19 protein-coding genes, 1 tRNA gene and 1 pseudogene are annotated in these 21,889 nt (G+C 37.0%); 16 read left to right on the top strand and 5 right to left on the bottom strand.

Annotation, left to right across the window (positions count from 1 at the left end; translation table 11 throughout):
- Positions 1 to 5 precede the first annotated feature (5 nt).
- The 10 genes and pseudogenes from H592_RS0116425 (at position 6) to purU (ending at position 11,172) form a co-directional block, all read left to right on the top strand.
- Entirely contained in the window at positions 6 to 683 is a 678-nt protein-coding gene (locus H592_RS0116425; RefSeq protein ID WP_028869720.1) for an ATP-binding cassette domain-containing protein, read from the top strand.
- A 21-nt stretch (positions 684 to 704) separates the two neighbouring features.
- Positions 705 to 1,358: pseudogene (locus tag H592_RS22615) on the top strand (CDP-alcohol phosphatidyltransferase family protein); the annotation flags it as partial.
- Between the two features lie 161 nt (positions 1,359 to 1,519).
- The gene (locus H592_RS0116415; protein ID WP_028869719.1) at positions 1,520 to 2,329 is read left to right on the top strand and encodes a sterol desaturase family protein; all 810 of its coding nucleotides are present in this window, start codon (positions 1,520 to 1,522) and stop codon (positions 2,327 to 2,329) included.
- A gap of 112 nt (positions 2,330 to 2,441) precedes the next feature.
- Positions 2,442 to 3,587, top strand: coding sequence for a class Ia ribonucleoside-diphosphate reductase subunit beta (gene nrdB, locus H592_RS0116410; protein ID WP_037072009.1), 1,146 nt, complete (start codon positions 2,442 to 2,444; stop codon positions 3,585 to 3,587).
- A 13-nt stretch (positions 3,588 to 3,600) separates the two neighbouring features.
- Positions 3,601 to 3,852 (top strand): class I ribonucleotide reductase maintenance protein YfaE, encoded by a 252-nt coding sequence (gene yfaE, locus H592_RS23740; protein ID WP_084296313.1) that lies wholly within the window; start codon positions 3,601 to 3,603, stop codon positions 3,850 to 3,852.
- Between the two features lie 323 nt (positions 3,853 to 4,175).
- Positions 4,176 to 5,906, top strand: coding sequence for a tetratricopeptide repeat protein (locus tag H592_RS22610; RefSeq protein WP_169727668.1), 1,731 nt, complete (start codon positions 4,176 to 4,178; stop codon positions 5,904 to 5,906).
- A gap of 341 nt (positions 5,907 to 6,247) precedes the next feature.
- The gene (locus H592_RS0116400) at positions 6,248 to 7,864 is read left to right on the top strand and encodes a cation:proton antiporter family protein (protein ID WP_037072008.1); all 1,617 of its coding nucleotides are present in this window, start codon (positions 6,248 to 6,250) and stop codon (positions 7,862 to 7,864) included.
- 207 nt (positions 7,865 to 8,071) lie between these two features.
- Positions 8,072 to 9,742 carry an asparagine synthase B gene (asnB, locus tag H592_RS0116395; protein WP_028869716.1) on the top strand — a complete coding sequence of 557 codons (1,671 nt, stop codon included), beginning with the start codon at positions 8,072 to 8,074 and terminating at the stop codon, positions 9,740 to 9,742.
- 97 nt (positions 9,743 to 9,839) lie between these two features.
- A complete protein-coding gene (locus H592_RS0116390) occupies positions 9,840 to 10,304 on the top strand; it encodes a YchJ family protein (protein ID WP_028869715.1) in 465 nt (154 codons plus the stop codon).
- Positions 10,305 to 10,332: 28 nt separating this feature from the next.
- Entirely contained in the window at positions 10,333 to 11,172 is an 840-nt protein-coding gene (gene purU / locus H592_RS0116385; protein WP_028869714.1) for a formyltetrahydrofolate deformylase, read from the top strand.
- Positions 11,173 to 11,307: 135 nt separating this feature from the next.
- Here purU and H592_RS0116380 read toward each other — a convergent pair whose 3' ends face one another.
- Both H592_RS0116380 and H592_RS23380 read right to left on the bottom strand, forming a co-directional pair.
- On the bottom strand, positions 11,308 to 11,907 hold the full coding sequence (locus H592_RS0116380) for a DUF3332 family protein (protein ID WP_245600444.1): 600 nt from the start codon (positions 11,905 to 11,907) through the stop codon (positions 11,308 to 11,310).
- A gap of 283 nt (positions 11,908 to 12,190) precedes the next feature.
- Positions 12,191 to 12,772: a VC2046/SO_2500 family protein gene (locus H592_RS23380; protein WP_051369219.1), complete on the bottom strand. Its 582-nt coding sequence runs from the start codon at positions 12,770 to 12,772 to the stop codon at positions 12,191 to 12,193.
- A 125-nt stretch (positions 12,773 to 12,897) separates the two neighbouring features.
- Between H592_RS23380 and H592_RS0116370 the strand changes: the two genes are divergently transcribed.
- Together H592_RS0116370 and H592_RS0116365 are read left to right on the top strand one after the other, a co-directional pair.
- Positions 12,898 to 12,981 (top strand) — tRNA-Tyr (locus tag H592_RS0116370).
- A gap of 343 nt (positions 12,982 to 13,324) precedes the next feature.
- On the top strand, positions 13,325 to 14,968 hold the full coding sequence (locus H592_RS0116365) for a response regulator (protein WP_028869712.1): 1,644 nt from the start codon (positions 13,325 to 13,327) through the stop codon (positions 14,966 to 14,968).
- Between the two features lie 110 nt (positions 14,969 to 15,078).
- Here H592_RS0116365 and hmpA read toward each other — a convergent pair whose 3' ends face one another.
- A complete protein-coding gene (hmpA, locus tag H592_RS0116360; protein WP_028869711.1) occupies positions 15,079 to 16,269 on the bottom strand; it encodes an NO-inducible flavohemoprotein in 1,191 nt (396 codons plus the stop codon).
- A 181-nt stretch (positions 16,270 to 16,450) separates the two neighbouring features.
- Between hmpA and H592_RS0116355 the strand changes: the two genes are divergently transcribed.
- Positions 16,451 to 16,897 (top strand): RrF2 family transcriptional regulator, encoded by a 447-nt coding sequence (locus H592_RS0116355; RefSeq protein ID WP_028869710.1) that lies wholly within the window; start codon positions 16,451 to 16,453, stop codon positions 16,895 to 16,897.
- Positions 16,898 to 16,955: 58 nt separating this feature from the next.
- Here the strand turns inward: H592_RS0116355 and H592_RS0116350 are convergent, their stop codons facing one another.
- Positions 16,956 to 17,855, bottom strand: a complete 900-nt coding sequence (locus tag H592_RS0116350) for a LysR family transcriptional regulator ArgP (protein WP_028869709.1) — start codon at positions 17,853 to 17,855, stop codon at positions 16,956 to 16,958.
- Positions 17,856 to 18,172: 317 nt separating this feature from the next.
- On the opposite strand from H592_RS0116350, the gene H592_RS0116345 reads away from it, so the two are divergent.
- Both H592_RS0116345 and H592_RS0116340 read left to right on the top strand, forming a co-directional pair.
- Complete coding sequence (locus H592_RS0116345) at positions 18,173 to 18,787, top strand: LysE/ArgO family amino acid transporter (protein WP_028869708.1); 615 nt, start codon at positions 18,173 to 18,175, stop codon at positions 18,785 to 18,787.
- Positions 18,788 to 18,812: 25 nt separating this feature from the next.
- A complete protein-coding gene (locus H592_RS0116340; protein WP_028869707.1) occupies positions 18,813 to 20,069 on the top strand; it encodes a leucine-rich repeat-containing protein kinase family protein in 1,257 nt (418 codons plus the stop codon).
- A 94-nt stretch (positions 20,070 to 20,163) separates the two neighbouring features.
- On the opposite strand, the gene H592_RS0116335 is transcribed toward H592_RS0116340, so the two are convergent.
- On the bottom strand, positions 20,164 to 21,291 hold the full coding sequence (locus H592_RS0116335) for a M14 family metallopeptidase (protein ID WP_028869706.1): 1,128 nt from the start codon (positions 21,289 to 21,291) through the stop codon (positions 20,164 to 20,166).
- A gap of 194 nt (positions 21,292 to 21,485) precedes the next feature.
- Here H592_RS0116335 and H592_RS23375 point away from each other — a divergent pair, with 194 nt between their 5' ends.
- Positions 21,486 to 21,842 (top strand): hypothetical protein, encoded by a 357-nt coding sequence (locus tag H592_RS23375; RefSeq protein ID WP_051369218.1) that lies wholly within the window; start codon positions 21,486 to 21,488, stop codon positions 21,840 to 21,842.
- Positions 21,843 to 21,889 lie beyond the last annotated feature (47 nt).

Raw genomic sequence — 21,889 nt, 5'->3', positions numbered from 1 at the left:
ATCAAATGAAATCAACACTGACTCAGAAAACACCATCACTGAACATTAGTCACTTGCAGTTAAAGCAACAAGGAACGCCTTTATTATCTCTTAACGAAGAAGTTAAAGGCGGTGAAGTACTGACCATTATGGGCCCTTCTGGTAGCGGTAAATCAACCTTGTTAAATTGGTTAGTGGGTATGTTACCCAGTGATTTTACTGCCACTGGTGAACTGTATTTAAATGGTCAAGATATTACCAATACCGCAAGCCACCTTCGTCATATTGGTTTGTTATATCAAGATCCTTTATTGTTTCCACATCTCACCGTAGCTGGCAATATTGCCTTTGCTATGCCGAAAGGTGATAAACAAACGCGTCGAGATGAAATTAGCGAAGCATTAAATCAAGTAGGTCTTGCTGGAATGGAAAAACGTTGCCCACAACATCTATCGGGTGGTCAACAAGCGCGGGTGGCTTTGTTACGTGTATTATTAAGCAAACCCAAAGCAATTTTATTAGATGAACCTTTTAGTAAATTAGATAGCCAATTGCGCCAAGAAACACGTCAATTAGTGTTTGAGCAAATACAGCGTTATAGCTTACCTGCGGTGATGGTGACACATGACCAAAGTGACGCAATTGCAGCACAGGGTAAAGTGATCACATTAGACACGCTATCTTTAAATGAAGTCGCTTCATAGAACCAAATAACAGGAAAAGAGATGCTAGATAAATTTGTCACGCCTTATATCAAACCACTATTAATGCCGCTAGTAACGCAGTTAGATAAGCGTGGTGTGCATGCAGATCAAATCACTATAGTTGGTTTTGTTATTGGTTTATTAGCGGTTCCTTTATTAGCGGCACAACTTTGGACAGCGGCTTTAGTGATGATCATCCTTAATCGTGTCTTTGATGGTTTAGATGGTGCACTCGCTCGCTATCAACAACGTAGTAGTAGCGCGGGTGGTTTCTTAGATATTTGTGTCGATTTTTTATTCTATGCAGCTATTCCCTTAGGGTTTGCTTTAGCAGATCCGGTTCAGAATGCCTTAGCCGCATCGGTATTATTAACCGTATTTGTTGGCACCGGTTCAAGTTTTTTAGCCTTTGCGATTCCCGCTGAAAAATTAAACCTAGCACGTCCACAGTTTGCCAATAAGAGCTTTTATTTTTTAAATGGTTTAACCGAGGGCACAGAAACCATTGCCTTTTTTGTGGCTTTTTGTTTGTGGCCTGCTTACTTCCCTGAGCTTGCTTATAGCTTTGCTTTTTTAGGCGCTATTACTATCTTCACCCGTATCCACGGTGGTTACCGTACTTTAAAGAGTCATACTGAAAAGTCTGATGCTAACGAAACGACTGACGATAATGAAAATACAGATAATAAAAGTAACGTAGGAAGCGACATTGAAAGTAATATTGAAACTAATGTTAAAAGTAATGTGAAAAACAGTGATAAAAGTAACGACTCAAACAGCAATATGAACAACAATGAAACAACCAATGAGCAAGATGTTAAGCAGGAAAAATAATGATGATCGATGATACATTTATTCGTGTTGGGATATTTTTTACCATTCTAGCCACTATGATGCTGATCGAGCTTTGTTTCCCTGCACGACAACTGCCTAATAAACAACACTCCCCGACCCAATCAACCCGATTACTCGGTAATTTTGGGTTAATCGTTATTTCAGGATTCACTTCTCGATTAATATTACCGATTGGATTAGCAGGCTTTGCACTCTATTGCGCAGACCAGCAATGGGGACTATTTAACCTGTTACAACTACCGGTTTGGTTAAATATCGCTCTGAGTCTTTTATTATTAGATATGTTGATTTACTGGCAACATCGTTTATTTCACAAAGTTCCTCTGTTGTGGAAACTACATCAAGTACATCATGCTGACGCGCACGTAGATACCAGCACCGGATTGCGATTTCATCCATTAGAAATTGTAGCAAGCATTGCCATAAAAGGGATTGCGGTATTTGTATTAGGAGTCCCTGCGGTTGCGGTGATCTTGTTTGAGGTGTTATTGAATGGTTTTGCTTTGTTTAATCACGCCAACATTCGTTTGCCAAGAAAAGTAGAAAAAGTAACCCGTTTAATTTTAATGACTCAAATATTGCATCGTATCCATCACAGTCAATTATACAAAGAAAGTAACTGTAACTTTGGTTTTAGTGTTATCTGGTGGGATAGACTATTTGGAAGTTATGCGGCGAGTGCAACTAAGCCAGACTCAAAAATTGATATTGGATTAGCCGAATACCCTGATGCAAAAGACAATGCCAATTTGTGGGGATTATTGATGATGCCTTTTACACGTAAAAAATAAACTAAGCCAGTTTTTTTTTACCATAAAAAAGAAGTTAAAGTGATACAAAAAAGTGATTCAAGCGTACTATCTTGTTAGTATACGCAACATTATAATTCTGACGGAGAGTCACATGGCTTACACAACTTTCTCTACCCTTTCCAACGATGCTATGAAAGAACCTATGTTCTTTGGTAACCCTGTTAACGTGGCTCGTTACGATCAACAAAAATTTGAGGTATTTGAGAAGCTTATCGAAAAGCAGCTGTCTTTCTTTTGGCGTCCAGAAGAAATTGACGTTAGCCGCGATCGTATCGATTTTTTAAATCTGCCGGACCATGAACAACATATTTTTATCTCTAACTTAAAATATCAGACCTTATTAGATTCAATTCAAGGCCGTAGCCCAAACGTTGCATTGTTACCTATCGTTTCATTGCCGGAGCTAGAGACATGGATTGAAACATGGGCGTTTTCTGAAACTATTCACAGCCGTAGTTACACGCATATTTTACGTAATTTATTTACTGACCCAAATGAAGTGTTTGAAGATATTGTTAATAACAATGAAATTCAAAAACGTGCCATTGATATCTCTTTTTATTACGATGAACTGATCCATGCGGTGCAATTCATGCAGTTACACGGGTTTGAGCAAACTGAAGTTAAATACGTTAATATTCAAGGCAAAACAGAAGCATTAACTTTACGTGATATTAAGAAAAAATTATATCTATGTATCTGTTCGACAAATGCCTTAGAAGCGATCCGTTTTTACGTTTCATTTGCTTGTTCATTTGCTTTTGCTGAACGTGATTTATTGGAAGGTAACGCTAAAATCATCAAGCTAATTGCACGTGATGAAGCATTACATTTAAATTCAACGCAACAAATATTAAACCTATGGGCAGATGGTAAAGATGACCCTGAAATGGCAGAGATAGCGTTAGAGTGTTTTGCTGAAGGTCGCGCTATTTTCTTGAAAGCAGCGGAACAAGAAAAAGAATGGGCGCAATACCTGTTTAAAGATGGTTCAATGATCGGTTTAAATGAACAAATTTTATGTCAATACGTTGAATACATTGCTAACCAACGTATGCAAGCGATTGGTTATGAACCACATTTTGAAGTTAAAAGTAACCCGATCCCTTGGATCAACCATTGGTTAGTTAGTGACAATGTACAAGTTGCCCCACAGGAAGCAGAGATTAGTTCTTACTTAGTAGGACAAATTAACAGCTCAGTGGATAGTGCAGATCTTAGTACGTTTGAACTGTAAACAAGTTTAAAAAATGTCATCAACACTGACTTACAACGGCAAACCCTACACGCTTGACCCGAACAAGACATTGCTTGAGAATTTAGAGTCTCAAGCGGTGTCCGTTGAGTTTCATTGTCGAGATGGACACTGTGGCGCTTGCCGTTCAATTTTACTTGAAGGAAAACCAGACTACAGTAGCTTTCCGTTGGCTTACCTTAAAGATGACGAAATATTACTTTGCTGTAGCAAAAGTGAAACAAATATCAGTATCAAGAGCCAATAAATACAGCTATATTTTGTTGGCTGATTTATTGCAGTACATTATTCAATCAATGTAAATAAGTTGGTTTTAATCAAACCAACTTTGATCTTCTTTTAGTAAGATTAACAGCAATCCATCCATTAAAATAAAAAATAACATCATAAATATCAACAAGTTAAAGTTTAAAGTATTTAATGGAGACGCACTTATCAATTTTTTTAATTATTTTGACTAAATACGAGTGACATTACCTCTCATTAAATTAAATATAACTAAGCCTAACTAAATAGGTAGTGTTATAATCAAATAATATCAATTTTTTATACATGGAATTTATCATCGGCATGATGCTGAAAGTACCTCACTTACTTATTTCATCTATTTTACTGTTCTGTTTTTCAGGGCCGCTATTCGCACAAGCTAAATTCACCGATGGTTATGAAGCAGCACAGTCTGGGAATTATAAAAAAGCAGTACAAATCTGGCTTCCACTCGCAACACAAGGAGATCCTGCCGCTCAGTACACTGTAGGCTGGATGTATGAAAGTGGTCAAGGGGTCGCAAAAGACTTTAAAAAAGCAATTTATTGGTACCAAAAAGCTGCACAACAAGGCAACCCTGCCGCGCAATATGTCACCGCGACTATGTATGCAAAAGGCGTCGGTACTGAACAGGATTCAAGCAAAGCATTAAGTTATTTTTTACTAGCTGCAAATCAGGGTGACCCTATTTCACAATTCCAGGTAGGTAATTATTATTTACAGGGTATTGGCACCAAACAAAACACTACACAAAGCATTTATTGGTATCAAAAATCCGCTGAACAAGGTCATGTGAATGCACAAATTAGCCTAGGTAAGTTATACCAATCTGCTCAAAATAATGAATTAGGTATAAAACAAGATTATAAAAAGTCTATTTATTGGTACCAAAAAGCGGCCACTCAAAATAATTTAGCCGCACAGTACGAGCTGGCGATGATTTATGAAAAAGGGTTGGGTGAAAAGCAAAGCTACCCTAGAGCCATTCAACTTTATACAAAATCAGCCACCAATGGTTATGCTCCCTCAGCCTTCAAATTAGGTCAATTACTCGAGCTAGGAGATGGTACTACCACTAATTTTTCACAAGCTTTAGTATGGTATCGTCAAGCGGCATTGCAAGGTAATACCGATGCTCAATACCGGCTCGGTTATTTATCACAAATGGGTAAAGGCACGGCTAAAAATATTCAGGTAGCTATCGAATGGTATACGCAAGCATCACGCCGTGACCATGCACAAGCTTATTATCAACTGGCACAAATATATGAATATGGTACTTCAGGTTTTCCGAACGATATAAGTAGAAACTTACAGAAAGCATTTAAAAACTATCAATATGCTTCCACATTAGATTTTAAGTTAGCGCATGCGAAATTAGCTTACTTTTATGAGCATGGTATTTTCACTAAGGTTAATAAAGCTGAAGCAATTGCCTTATATAAAAAAGCATCGCAGACTTGGGCGAAAACAAAGTTAGAAAAACTCGTAAGTCATGAACAATGCTTAGATACAGCAACCACTTTATTATTCTCAGAGTTAATCAGTTGTGCAGACCGCACTTTATTACGTGATAAAATAAAGCAGCAATCGATTAAAGTGTTGTCAGAAGATAATACTCAATGGTCAGATCGTTATTTCACCGGAGCCATGATCAAAGGCTCTAGTGAGTTGACCATTGACTACACGCGAGAAAATCAATTCGTAAAAGCCACCTATACTTTTGTTGGTCGCAATAATCCAGCATTAATTGGTAAAATAAAACAACAATTAACTGAACGTTATGGAGAACCTCACCTATCTATTGGCGAAGCACTTCAAGGCGAAACAAGTTATCAATGGACATTAAAAGATAGCATAACCCTGAACATATATCGTTTTTGGCCAGATACCACTACTTTTGTTGAATACATTCAGCCACAAAACCTACAATTACAAAAAGCACAACAGCAACAATCAATGGAACATGCATTCAGGCCTGAATCAGAACAACAAGCCGAATCAACAGCATCGGCTCCAATAACATTGTTTTAAATATCGTTCTAAGTATCGTTTTAAATACCGTTTTAACTCTAATTTGTAGTTAAAAAGTTCAGGCCTCTTAAACAATGAGTCTTTGTCTTAGCGACACCAATCTCATCAACTCGGTCGTGATAAGGCCTTAAATTTATTTAAATAAAGTAATGCCTTTTTCTTCACGCTTATGAAAAGATACAAATACAATAATTGCGACACTAAAATTTAGACACAACTATTTCGATACATATTTCGACAAAACAATATTTAAAATATTAAAGAAATTGAATCACAAGACTGAAAATGATTTAAAAACTTAAATTCAGATAAAAAATCACCCATTTACAATAAGAGAACTCATGGATAGCACAATATTACTCTTTATAAGCGTTGCCTTTATCTTTGGAATGTTAATTAACTTAACCGGACTACCGCCTATGGTTGGTTTTTTATTAGCCGGTTTTAGCCTTAACTTCGTTGGTTTTGAATCCACCGATGCTTTAGTGACGTTTGCTGATTTAGGGGTAACCTTGTTGCTTTTTTCTATTGGCTTAAAACTCAATATTCGCACTTTATTTAAATCCGAAGTATGGGCAGGAACGACTATCCACCTTGTTTCCAGCATTATTTTTTATACCTTATTGCTATTTGCAATCAAACAAATTGGTGTCTCACTTTTTTCTGAGTTAGATATTGCAGGCATTGTCCTAATTGCCTTTGCATTAAGCTTTTCCAGTACCGTATTTGCGGTGAAAATATTAGAAGAAAAGAGTGAAAGTAACTCGCTTTATGGTCGTATCGCCATTGGTATACTGATCATGCAGGATATTTTTGCTGTGCTATTTTTAACTATATCAGTCGGTAAAATCCCCTCTCTGTGGGCGCTAGGGTTATTGGCTTTACCTTTAATTAGACCTATTTTATATAAACTATTAGACAAAGCTGGACATGGCGAATTGTTGATCTTATATGGTTTCTTTTTAGCTTTAGTGGTCGGTGCTGGGTTATTTGAAAGTGTCGGCATGAAAGCGGACTTAGGTGCTTTAATTGCAGGTATGCTGCTAGCAGGACATCCTAGTGCTAAAGAGATGGCGAGATCATTGTTTAATTTAAAAGAGCTGTTTTTGGTGTGTTTCTTTTTAAATATAGGGTTATCTGGTTTACCTAATGTTGACCACCTTATGGTGGCTGGCATTTTATCCCTCTTATTAGCCGGTAAAATCATCTTTTACTTCTTAACTTTAAGTAAATTTAAACTACGTTCACGTACCTCATTATTTGCCGCTTTCAGTTTAGCCAACTACAGTGAGTTTGGCTTAATTGTCGCGTCATTAGCAACTCATAAAGGTTGGTTAAGTCAGGACTGGTTAATTATTATTGCCATTGCCGTCTCCCTGAGTTTTATCATTTCTGCTTTATTGAATAAATATGCTGACACTATTTATATGCGCTATAGCTTAGCCTTAAAACGTTACCAATCAACTCGCTTACATCAAGATGATCGACCAGTTCGTGTTGGTGATGCTCAAATCTTAGTAATGGGTATGGGCCGAATTGGGGTGGGTGCATACGATGCGCTCAAAGATACTTACGGTGAAAAAGTAATGGGTATTGATTACAACCATCATACCACCTTGCAACATCGCGAAGCAGGTCGTCGCGTGATCACCGGCGATGCTTTGGATTCAGATTTTTGGAGCAAATTACAACTCACTGAGAATGTTAAGTTAATTTTATTAGCGATGCCCGATCATAATGGTAACCGTTATGCCGCCGAACAATTGAATAAAATTGACGGGCATACCTTCAAAGTCGCCGCATTAGCTCATTATAAAACCGACGAAGTTGAATTAAACGAATTAGGCGTGCACTTAGTTTTTAACATGTACGAAGAAGCCGGAGCAGGTTTTGCTCGCCATGTTTGGTCAGATTTGGAGAACGTTTTACCGAATAGCCCCTATAAACTCGACTTATAGAAGGAAATATTATGGAATCAGTTTTTTTTGTTACTAAATTGTACTGATTTCATGTGACTTTTGATGTTTATTCTGCAAAAATCATAAACCTCAATATGTTGATCTAGTTTGATCACTAAGCGAATTGGTTAATAATCTTACGCTTAGAAGTAATTCAAGAAGTAACGGGCTACTTTGATACCCGTTTACAATAAAAAAGGTAACCTTATGTGTTCTATTTTTGGTGTGCTCGACATTAAAAGCGATCCTATCGCATTGCGCCAACAAGCAATTGAAATGTCAAAACTGCTTCGTCATCGTGGCCCAGATTGGTCTGGTGTTTATTCTTCTGATAAAGCGATCCTTGTTCATGAACGTCTTTCTATCGTTGACGTGGATAATGGTGCACAGCCTTTATACAATCAAAATAATACACACATACTTGCGGTAAATGGTGAAATCTACAATCACAAAGAATTAGAAGCTGAATTAACTTGTGGTTACCAATTTAAAACTAAATCAGACTGTGAAATCATTCTTGGTTTATACGAAGAGAAAGGTAATGCGTTTTTAGATGATCTAAACGGTATCTTTGCTTTTTGTTTATATGACGAAGAAAAAGATAAATACTTAATCGGCCGTGACCACATGGGAATTATTCCTTTGTATCAAGGTTGGGATGAACATGGTAACTACTATGTTGCATCTGAAATGAAAGCGTTAACACCAATTTGTTCAAAAGTATCTGAGTTCCCACCAGGGCATTACTTAGACAGCGAAATCGGTGAATTAACTAAATATTACGTTCGTGATTGGATGGAATATGATGCAGTTAAAGATAACGGCGGCAGCGCTGCTGAAATCGGTAAAGCACTAGAAGACTCTGTAAAACGTCAATTGATGTGTGATGTACCCTACGGTGTTTTATTATCTGGTGGTTTAGATTCATCTGTTATTTCTGCAATCACGCAAAAATTTGCTAAACAGCGTATCGAAGACAATGATGAGACTGGCGCTTGGTGGCCACAACTTCACTCGTTCTCTGTAGGTCTTGAAGGTTCACCAGATTTAGCAGCGGCTCAAAAAGTTGCTGATGAATTAGGTACTATTCACCACCCTATTATCTTTACCGTACAAAATGGTATTGATGCACTTAAAGAAGTTATCTATCACTTAGAAACTTACGACGTAACGACTATCCGTGCATCAACGCCAATGTACTTAATGGCACGTAAGATTAAAGCAATGGGTATCAAAATGGTACTTTCTGGTGAAGGTGCTGATGAAATATTTGGCGGTTACTTATACTTCCATAAAGCACCAAACGCAAAAGAGTTCCATGAAGAGTTAAACCGTAAACTAAGCAAACTTCATATGTTTGACTGTTTGCGTGCTAATAAATCAATGGCAGCTTGGGGTGTTGAAGCGCGTGTACCTTTCTTAGATAAAGAGTTCTTAGACGTAGCAATGCGCACTAACCCAGAACTTAAAATGATCAAAGATGGTAAAATCGAGAAAAATATCCTACGCGAAGCGTTTGATGGTCAGTTATTACCTGAAGTATTATGGCGTCAAAAAGAGCAGTTCTCTGACGGCGTTGGTTACAACTGGATTGATACACTAAAAGAGCATGTTGCGACCCTAGTAACAGATCAACAGCTTGCTGCTGCAGAGTTCAAATTCCCAATTAATACACCAGATACTAAAGAAGCTTACTTCTACCGTAGTATTTTTGAAGGCCATTTCCCACTAGACAGTGCGGCAGAATGTGTTCCTCATGGTAAATCTGTTGCTTGTTCAACTGTTGAAGCATTAGCGTGGGACGCAAGTTTCCAAAATAATGCCGATCCTTCGGGTCGTGCTGCAGGCATTCATAATGACGCTTACGCACAAAAATAAGTATTATTATTGACTGTACAATAAAGCGCTCAATGAGCGCTTTTTTTATGAGCTTTTTTTATTGATTTTTATGGACTTTATATAGGAAAGCGAGAATATGAAAAATACACTTTGTGTTTGTTGCAGCGGAAAAATCTATCAAGACTGTTGTCAACCCTTTCATGACCTACAACAAAAGCCTGCTACCTGTGAACAATTAATGCGATCTCGTTTTAGCGCATTCTGTTTACAACTTGGCGAATACTTATTCTCGACCTATCACCCTGATTATCGAGGTGATTTAACCGTGGAAAAATTATCTGAAAAATCATTAGATTGGAAACGCCTCGATATTATCAATACAACAATGCTTGCAGATACGGGGACCGTAGAATTTAAAGCTTGGTATGTCGCTCAAGGGCAATTAAATTGCCATCACGAACTTTCTAACTTTGTGAAAGATCATCAACAATGGCTTTATTGCGACGGAACTTTTTATCCTAGTGAAAAATCAGGTAAGATACGGCGCAACGACACATGCCCTTGCGGTAGTGGCAAAAAATATAAAAAGTGCTGTGCTTAATAGCAAAATTGAACCAATCGAGAAAATAATGGAAAAGAAAACATTACTAACAAATTGCCCCGACTCAAAAGGGTTAATCGCACAAATTACTAATATCTGTCAAAAACACCAATTAAATGTCGTTAAGAATGATGAATTTGTTGACCATCAATATAATCGTTTTTTTATGCGTACAGAGATTGAAGGTATTTTTAACGACCATACGCTATTAGCGGATTTAGATTTGAATTTGCCAAAAGGTTCTACACGCTCTTTGATCAGTGCAAGCCACCGTAAACGCATTGTTATTTTAGTCACCAAGGAAGCGCATTGTATTGGTGATATTTTAATGAAAAGTACCTATGGTGGTATTGATGTAGAGATTGCTGCGGTAATTGGTAATTATGATATCTTAGAAGATTTAGTGACTAAATTTGATATTCCTTACCACACAGTAAGCCATGAAGGCCTTACACGTGAGGAGCACGAACAAAAGGTATTGGAAACGATTGCACCGTACACACCGGATTATGTGATTTTAGCTAAATATATGCGTATTTTAACGCCTAATTTTGTTGAAGCCTATGCCAATAAATTAATTAATATACACCACTCTTTCTTACCAGCTTTTATTGGTGCAAAACCTTATCAGCAAGCGTTCGACCGTGGTGTTAAAATCATTGGTGCAACGGCGCATTTTGTGAATAATGACCTAGATGAAGGTCCAATTATTACTCAAGATGTGGCACATATTGACCATGCTTATAATGCCGAAGCATTAGCAAAAGCAGGTAGAGATGTAGAGAAATCAGTATTAAGCCGCGCATTACAACGAGTGTTAGACGATAAAGTCTTTGTATATGCTAACCGCACTGTTGTTTTTAGATAATATCAGCTAAAGAATAGCTTTAGATAATAAAAAACCTTAACAATTGTTAAGGTTTTATTTTTTGTAATTAGTCATTTAACAAAATTGAATATTAATACCATTAAGCATGGGATCAACTCTTTAGCGTCATTGATATTAAGACTTTGGTGTCATAAAGTCGCTTAATTCATCAAGCGAAGCCATTGTGACAAACTCACCATTTAAGGAAAAAGTCACTAATTCTCCTACCTTTTCTCCTCGTAATACCGCTTTTTCCCCATTTGTATAAACAATATTGTAATCTATCGTTTTGCTATTAACTGGATTAACTTGCATCGAATACACTGCTTTTTCAGTCAAGTGATGATCTACTTGTGTTTTTTGTAATGGTTTTAAAGGTGGTTTAGTAAATGCAGGATCCACTTTCTCATTCACTTTGTACATAGTTTTAACTTTAGAATCAAAGATATGTGGTTCGCCATTCAAAGGATTTTCACCCGTCCAAAACTCAAGTGCATTAAAAATAACGACATCAACAGCCAGTGTTAATGCATACACAGGAATCAATAGAATATTAATACCACCACGACCGTAGCGGTTATCTACCACTTCCAAGTTGAACTGCATCACCTTGTCAGTCACCGCATTGCTGCCCACACAGGCCGACAATGAGGTGGTTAGAGAACCAACAATCACTATCATCGCCGTAGTTTTAGTGGCTCTTTTAGTTGCGAATTTAGCTACTTTACTTCCCATAAACACGTTTACCCTGATTTATAACATTATAATTAATAAGATATTTTAAGGTATTAATTATACTTTAAAATGAAAACTTGAAATTATGACCGCGTATTGAACATCAAGTTCAGAGTCGGCAGATTTTATCTTTGACTAATAAAATATTCAAATATTCAAATAATAAGAAGGTAGTAAGTAACATTATTGAGAGGGTCATGGACAAAAATGGAGCTATTTAAACAGTAAAGTACTTAATGATGTCTGTAGTTTGATATTTAGTGAGCTTAAACCTAAACACAGCTTAGGAATAATGTACGCGTAACGGTTTACTTTCTAAGTCTAAGTTTTTATATTCATCTAGCAAACTCACATTCATGCCGTTAGGAGAAGATGTCACACCTGCTGTAGTGAAGGCGTTCGCCTCTTTATCACTTTCAGAGCCTAAGAGTGTTGATTGATAAGCTGCATTCACGCGTTGTTTTTTCAAAAGAGGTAAGTTGTCTAAAATATCATCTGGGAACTCGCCGCTTACTTGCTTTGATAATAATGCTTCATTAGCCAGCAGCTGTTTCAAACGAATATCAGTGAGCTTATTATTATGTAAATCATTGTTCAACTCGGCTAAAATATTCGCACTTGGCCCAGTATTAACTAGCGGTTGCGCGTTTGGTAAATCAAAATAAGCGCGTAGATCAACCTTCTTTTCTACTTCGGTTTGCTCAACTCGCCCAGAGAATTGCGCAAAATCACGCGCATCATCTGATAACAAACTTAATAACAAATTAAATTTTTCACGAGTACCATTATGCACAGCAGTATTAAGCTGCTGACCTAATTGCCACTCGTTGATTACTATCTGTTGATTAAGTTGCTCAATATTCATACTAAAAGAAAGATTCCTTGTTGAAGTATTCTCTTTATCGGCAAGAAATTGATTTTATTTAATGTTTTTTTAAAGTTTCTTCTTCACAAGCGAAATTTTTCTGATATTATCTCACTCGAAATAACGGAGGGGTTCCCGAGTGGCCAAAGGGAACAGATTGTAAATCTGTCGCGAAAGCTTCGGTGGTTCGAATCCACCTCCCTCCACCATTTCACTCCTCATGCAATACATTGCAAATATATAACACTTTCTTATTTTTCTTATTTTTCTTATTTTTCTCCCGATTAGTGTTTATTCATTCACTTAAAATTCATCTATTTTTATTATTGCCTTGCCTTTAGTCTTTGATCTGCTTTACTGAATGTTAATTAATGATTTGATAAAATCAATGGTATTAATTATTGTTACATTCCTAATTAAATTAAGTGCTTTATATCTAATAATTATCAACGTTAAACTATGTTTAGCAGGTGGTAGTTCTTTAACGGGTATAAATCGTGCAATATTGAATGCTTTGTTATTACTTTTTTCTGTTAATTAAAGACCCTCACAATGTATAGCTATCGTAATAAAAAAATACTCATCGTCGATGACCAAAAAGCATTCCATGTAATGCTTAAAGCAATGCTGATGAATCAAGGGGCAGAATGCATTGCATTTGCGGAATCAGCTGAGCAAGCAGCACGCATCGCTAATCTTGACCAATTTGATATCTACCTGTTGGACTACAACTTAGGTGGCGGTAAGAATGGTGTGCAATTATTTGATTACCTAAAGCGAAATAATTTAATCCCTGAGCATGCTCTGTGCTTTATTATCACCGGAGATAGTAATAAAAAAATGGTCTTGACCGCGATGGAAAAATCGCCCGATGACTACCTAATGAAACCATTTTCACCAATACAGTTGAGTAATCGTCTCACTGCGGCAATGCAACGAAAACAAGTATTGCAAGAAATAAATGAAGCAATCAACAATGATGAGTTTGAGGTGGCAATTTCACTTTGCCAACAAAAAATTGATGCAGAACCTAGATTTCGCGGCCTATGTAAAAATGTACTAGCTGACATTTATATTCAAATGGGACAGTTTAGTAATGCGGAAAGAATTTTAAAACCAATGGTGGACCTAAGACCATTAGTACACTCGAGCATCAGTTTAGGCAGGTTATACTTTTTGCAGAAGGAGTATACAAAGTCTATTGAAGTATTAACGCGCTTAATTTCCTATGCACCGATGCAAATGGAAGCTTATCAATGGTTAGCCCGTGCTTACAAAAATGATGGGCAATTGCAAAATGCCTTGAATATATTGAGTCATGCGGCCACAACAACACATCATAGTATTGAACGCCATCAGGAAGTCGCATTATTAGCCACAGAGATGGAAGAATACATTTTAATGTTAAGTAGTTATGCCTCTATCTTGCACTTAAGTTGTAACTCGTTTTATCCAGATCCCTGTCATCTTGCTAATTATTTGCGTAGCATTGTTGCTTTTGCAAAAACAGAAGATGATATGAAAAAACGCAAAGAAATACTGAAAAAAGTTGCTTCAACACTTTACCAAAGCCGTTTTGAAGAGGGTAAAAATAGAGATTTTAATTTTGATGGTTTTGACCAAATATACCAAGCAAATGTTCACCTTGCGCTTAATGAACCATTAAAAGCAAAGCGTCGTATATTTAATACTTTAAAAAATACTAATGGAGAGATCGTAGATTTTGATACCACTTTTTTGACCGAAAGTTTATTTTCATTACTAGATATAGGCGAATTTGAAGAGGCTAGCCCTTTTTTAGCTGAGCTTGAGCAACGTAATATTGTAGATCAAAGCACTCAGCTTAGTATTAAAAAACATACTGGAGAGTTACTGGATAACCGTATTAACAGTTTCACTAATTATAATAAATCAGGGATTAAGTTTTTTAGAGAAAAGCAATTCTCACAAGCAATTGAAAGCTTTGATCAAGCATTAGCATTAGAGCCAGTGAATACCGGTGCATTATTAAATCGCTCACAGGTATTTATTAAAATGCTGCAAGAAATGCCACAACGAAAAGATCATCAAGCGCTAATTAATCAATGTCAAAGTAGTTTTACATTACTTAATAATACGCACTTACCTGAGCAGTATGCAAAACGTTTAAAAGCGTTACAGCAAGAATTAGCAGAGATTAGAGCAAAGGTTAAGTAGCTTAATTAACACTTAATTCGTGCTTAGTTGTTGCATAGTTAACACTTAAAAAGTAGTAGTTTGTACAGCCGACCTTATCTTGTGCAGGATAAAGCAGGCCATCAACCTCATTAATCAGCTAATGTTTTAGCTGGACCAAACACTTCATAGAAAATTTGTGAATCTGCTACTTGTAAGGTTTTAAGCTGTTGATAAACAGCTTTCATCATCGCTAATGGACCACACAGATAAAATTCAGCTTCCGCTATTGGCAAGGCTGCTTTAATAGTATCCATATTGATCATGCCTTGATGATGCCCTTGGTTAACGGTTTCTGCTTGTTGATAAAAAATATGTGCGTTGGCTTTATTATCTGCGATTAACTTATCTAAATAAGGTTTAAACGCATGATGTTCTTGATCTAACGCTCCATGTACAAAATGCACTTCTCGAGTCGGGTAATCAACTGCTATTGTTTCTAACATTGCTTGCATTGGCGTAATACCTACACCACCACTGATCAATACTACTGGTTTTTGCGAAGCTGTTAATACAAACTCACCATAGGGATTAGACACTTGAACAACATTCCCTTCATTGAGTTGGTTATGTAGGTAATTAGAAATAACGCCTTCACCTTGCTCACTTGCTTCTTTTTTAACAGAAATTCTATAACCTTTAGCATCAAAAGCGCCCGAAAGACTGTACTGGCGAATTTGATGATGCTGATGACCAACGGGATGTAAATGCAGTGCAATATATTGCCCAGCTTGATATTGGCTCACTGCACCTTGGTCTGTAGGTTGTAAATAAAATGATGTTATTAGAGGCGTTTCTTGTTGCTTTGAAACGACAGTGAATTCGCGTGTTGCTACCCAACCACCTTCTTTTTCTGCACTTTCTTGATACAGCTCTTTTTCTCGCTCAATAAACACATTGGCTAACAGACCATAGCCACTCGCCCAAGCAGCGAGCACTTCATCACCTGGGTTTAATATCTCTTTAATAGCGGCTAATAAGGCACTGCCAACTAATGGGTAATGTTCAGCTTTAATACCTAAACTCGCATGCTTTTGAGCAATACGCTCAACATCGCCTAAAATAACCGATAAATTATCAACGTACTTTGCAAACGCATATACCGCCATTGCTAACGCTTGTTTTTGATTACCCGTTTTTTGATTGGTCATGTTAAAAATATTGCATAGTTCAGGATTATTTTGCAATAAAATTTGGTAAAAACGTCCAGTGATCTGCTCACCATATTCCGCTAATGCTGGTGCACTTGCTTTAATTATTTTTATCTCGTTATCAGTTAACATGACCTACTCCATAAGTTGCATTTTAAATACTTGTTCAAAATTCATAATACGCATTTTAAATGCTTCTTTTAAAACATGCAAACTAAATGCATAATAAGTTTCACTAAAAAGTCGCTCATTTTGAATGAGTCGCTTGAAATAATAAACACACCCGATACCTATGTGCGTGTAAAGGATTAAAATGCAGTTAACTAAACATACGGACTATGCGATTCGCGTTTTGATTTATTTAGAAAAGCGATATATTGAAACGCAGGATGGAAAAGGTACATTATCGACAGCAACGGATATTGCATCGGTATTTAATATTTCCTTTAATCACCTGACTAAGGTCGTACAACACTTAGGGCAAGCAGGTTTTATTGATACGGTTAGAGGCAAAAGTGGTGGCGTAAAATTGGCCAGAGCTGCTCACTTAATTAACTTAGGTGAAGTCGTACAAGTGATGGAAAAGTCATTGGACCCAGTCAACTGTGCCGAACCTCCCTGTCGATTAAGAAGTGCTTGCTTAGTAAAACCTATATTAGATAACGCAATGAATGCATTTATTGAAGAATTAAAAAAATATACACTTGCAGATATTTGTATCAATGAAAATAATGATGTGTGGCAGTTAAAACTATCATAAATAATAACAATTTGCAGCCACAATAGCTCTATTTATAGCCAGCGCTAAGGGCTATTTATTACTGCTTTAATACTTGCCTAGCATAGCTTATTACTTGATCGCTTAGTTGTTGCATCATCTCTCCTGCTAACTGCCAACAATGCCAGTACAAGGGAACTCGTAACTTATAGTCAGGTAAAATATCAACCAAACGACCGGTTTGTAAGTGGGTTTGAACGCTAAATATACTGTTGAAACTATAAGCTCCACTGGCTAATGTTATGTCTACAAAAGCTTCAGATGAACGTACTGTATGACAAGGATATTGGCCCATTTGTAATTGAAAATGTTCACGTAAAAAAGCTAAATGAATATCATCGCTTTGGTCAAAAGACATAGCAGGAGCAAGCTGTAAACTTTGTTTGTTGACTCCCTGTTTAAAAAATCGCTTAATAAAATCAGGGCTAGCAACACAAACATATTCCATATACCCCAAAAAGTGGCTATCACTACCACTAATCGCCTTAGCTTTACTACTCAAGCAAGCTAAGGCTTCACCACTGCGCATTCTTTCCCAGGTAGTCGACTCATCTTGCACAAATAAATTAAGCTGTACATTTTTTTTCTGTAACAATGGACTTAATGCGGTAATTAACCAGCTGGCTAAGCTGTCTGCATTGACCGCTAAGGGTAAGGTTTGTGCTTTATTACTTTGCAGATCTAGTTGTTGATTTAACTCAACTTCTAATTGTAAAACACGCTGATAATGTCCCAATAACAAGCGCCCGAGATTGGATGACTGTGGTGGTGTAGAGCGAATTAATAATGGCTCGCCAAAGTGCTTTTCTAATAATTTAATTCGCTGCGATACTGCAGACTGGGTAATAAAAAGGCGCTGGGCTGCTCGCTCAAAACTTTGCTCGGTCACTACTGCATCGAGTGCTTTTAGTAGCTTATAATCGATATTACTTAAATCCATCATTTAAACCTTTCATTTAAACCTTTCACTTAACACTATAATTTAAGCTCAGAACTTAAATATTGAGCTTAAGCACTAAGCTTAATCCTATCACCTAAGCCGATATGGATGGCCTTATTCAAAACATACTATTACTAAACCAAGCTCATTAGCACTTATCTTACGTAAACGACTCATTATCTAATCATTAAATGACTTGATCACATGGTTAATTTATTAGCAAAACTAATTTAACATTAAATACATTAATTATACTAACATGGAGAAAATATTTATAGTAATGCCCTATTTCAGGTAAACACTATTAATGAGCAATTATGTTAAGCACTTATTTTACTGGCCTCACTTTGATGGCAACCTTGATAATGCCCATTGGAATGCAGAATGCGTTTGTATTAAACCAAGGTATTAAGCGTCAATTTCACCTGTTTGTTGCCAGTTTCTGCTCCATTGCCGATGCTGTATTTATGTCCGCTGGTGTATGGGGCGGGGCAAAAGTATTTAATGCTTACCCTTGGTTATTAACCAGTATTGGAGTGATCGGCTCCCTCTTTATGGGGTATTACGGTTTTTTATGTTTTAGAAGCGCATTTAAAGGAAAAAACAACCTCACCACGGATAATAAAAATCGCAGCTTTAAAGCCATTTTAATTGCTTGTTGTGCATTCACCATTTTAAACCCGCATGTTTACATTGATACTATTGCCATTTTAGGTGGTTTTGCTGCTAATTTAACAGCCGATCAACGTCCATGGTTTGTATTAGGAGGAGTGAGTGCTTCGTTTATATGGTTTTTTTCTCTGGCTTTATTAGGTCAAAAACTAGCACCTATTTTATCCAAACCTAAAAGCCAACAGATCATTGATATTGTGATTGCTATTCTGATGTGGGTATTAGCTGCTTATTTATTATATTATGTACTAATAAAATAATCAGTTATGCTCATGAGGAAACAATTTGCACACTATTGCACAACTTAAAGCAGGTCAATTAATAGGTATTAAGCGCCTGCAAATTTCTGAAAAATTAACTGAATTTCCAATGGAAATTTTAACACTCGCAGATACTTTGGAGATATTAGATCTATCCAATAATCAACTAAGCACACTGCCCGAGCAAATATCTCAACTCACTAAACTGAAGATTATTTTTGCCTCTAACAACTGTTTTGAAGTATTACCCCTTGCATTAGGGGCATGCCCATTATTAGAAATGGTCGGTTTTAAAGCGAACCAAATAAAAGAGGTCCCAGCAAATTCATTGCCCTTGTTATTACGTTGGTTAATTTTAACAGATAATCAGATAGTTACCTTGCCAGAAACATTAGGTGAACGCCCTCGTTTGCAAAAACTCGCATTAGCAGGCAATCGTTTAACTCACCTACCGGAAAGTGTAAGTCGATTAGAGAATTTAGCCTTATTACGCATTTCAGCCAACCAACTAAGCACATTTCCAAAACAGTTATTAACTCTGCCTAAGCTGGCTTGGTTTGCTTTTGCTGGCAACCCTTTTTGCCAAACCGATTTGCATATTCAAACCGTGCCCGAAGTATCATCGGATCATTACACATTATTAGAAGTGCTTGGCCAGGGCGCATCGGGCGTTATCTATAAAGCACAGTGGCATGAAACAGCTGAAACCAGTCTCTCTGACTTTCCAGAACAGGTAGCAGTGAAGGTATTCAAAGGCGAAGTTACTAGTGATGGTTACCCTCAAGATGAATTACAAGCTTGTTTAAAAGTAGGTGGTCATAACAACCTTATTCAGTCTATCGCGCAGGTTAATGAAAAAGGCTACCTTGCCTTGATCATGGCATTGATCCCAACACACTTTAAAAACTTAGGGTTGCCACCGGATTTTAATACTTGTACTCGCGATACCTTTGATCCCGAGTTTAGCTTATCGATAACAGCGATTAAAAAAATAGTGGAGCAAATGCAACAAGTTTTTGAGCACTTACATGATAATCAAGTCTGTCATGGTGACTTGTACGCACACAATACTTTATTTGATCAGCAAGCTAATATTATTTTTGGAGACTTTGGAGCTGCCAGTATGTACCACATGCTAACGCCTGAAATTCAAACTGTGATTAGAGAGATAGAGCATCGTGCATTAATACATTTCATTGCAGATTTACTCAGTATTTGTGTTACCAAAGATAGGCACACAGAGGATTATTACACTTTAAAGGGTTGTATTCTTAAAAGTTAGAATACGACGAGTTTCTTAATAATAGCAATCAAATGAGTCGCCTTTGTAAACGACTCATTTGATACATTATATTCAACGCTTTAAATAGCGTAGATTAACGTAAATCATCAACGACGGCTAACATCGCCACTAATGATGCTTCACCTAGTTTTATTGAACGCTCAGGTGACCATCCCATAGTTGGATCGGGTAAGTTATCGTTATCTTTAAATGGCATTTCTAAAGTATTTGCAAGACAGTCAAATCGTTCTGCAACCCAGTTAGTTGCAACGGTCATATTTGCTTCACCAGGCGCATCTACGTCATAACCAAATTGAGATTGGAAATCAGCACTGGCTAGTTTGAATACGTCAGAAAAACGTTCACGTAGACGAGCAAGGCGATCGTTATAACTCGGTGTTCCTTCAGAGCCCGCTAAGAAAACAAACGGTAGTGCTTCATCACCGTGCACATCATAAAAAAGATCCACACCAGTCTCTTGCATCTTATTCACAACATGAAATACTTCAGGGCTTTTTTCTAAACTTGGGTTTAACCACTCACGGTTTAAATTCACGCCAAGAGCATTAGTACGTAGGTGACCACGCACACTGCCATCAGGATTCATATTTGGCACTACATAGAAATTCGCTTTATCTAACAATAGTTTAGCAGTTGAATTATCGCTATCTAACAAACTATGTAAGAGCCCATCCACCAGCCACTCAGCCATTGTTTCACCGGGATGCTGACGAGCAGTGATCCAGATATTACGTTTGTTAGTATCTCCGTCTCCGATTTTAACTAAGGTTAAATCACGTTGGTCAATAGTTTCACCAAGATGCTCTAAGCTGACTAAGGGGTGCATTTGTACGGCAGCTAATAAGTCTTGATGACGTTCATAGCTGTACGGTGCAAAGTAAGCAATCTGAATGTTTTCACAATCCATATCGGCGACAATAGTGAGCTTTCCATCTTTATAAAATGTTGGCAATCTAAACCAATGTTGACGGTCATAGGAAGCGACCGCTTGGTAGTTTTCCCAACCTTCAAGGTAAGAGGCTTGACCAGCATTGAGAATATTAAGAATATATTGTTCGCCAACCTCACCCTCTATACGAAAGTTAAACCACTGGAAGAACTCGTTTCCAACATCAGGACGAATAGCCAGCTGAATATCTTTTTTATCATCTAAATTAATAACTTCAATATTGCCTGCATCGAAATTAGCAGTGATACGCATAGTCTTTTCCTTTTTAAAAAGTTGCTTTGTAGGGTATAAATAGCATAAACGATCCTACGGCAAGCGCCTAGGAAAACTGTTTTTAATAACACCAGAAATTAGGTAAGAAATATCAACTCGGTTACAAAAACTATCTGCATGTACAAAAATATCATAACGCTTTTCAAACCGTTAACGTATAAAAAGGAAATAAGATGGAATACCTCCCTAAATTATTAGCTCGCCAGTTTAAATGGTTAAGCAATTTCTCTATATTAACCCTCTGGTTTATGTGCATGGGAGCAGCTGTCTTATTACCCGTATTAGCAGGTTTTTTAGTGAAAACAGATGATTATTGGGCATTGGTTTTATTAAGTACTTATTTAATCTGTTTAGTGGGAATGTTGACGGCTAAATACTACTATCAAACAGACTTACTAACAGGCAGACCAGTTCCCTATAACCGAAACAAACACAGACTATTTTTAGTCGTCGTGTATCTGTTTTTATCGATGGCCATACTATTAATCTCATCCCCTCTTCTTGCAGCCCTTTTCTTACAACCCTCGTAGTTTAAATCTAAATCATAAAAACTAGTTAAAATAGCATCGTCTCTAAA

The sequence above is a fragment of the Psychromonas arctica DSM 14288 genome, assembly GCF_000482725.1.
In the GTDB taxonomy this organism is placed as follows: domain Bacteria; phylum Pseudomonadota; class Gammaproteobacteria; order Enterobacterales; family Psychromonadaceae; genus Psychromonas; species Psychromonas arctica.
Note: the sequence above shows the minus strand (reverse complement) of the source record. Positions and strands in the feature narration are given on the sequence as shown.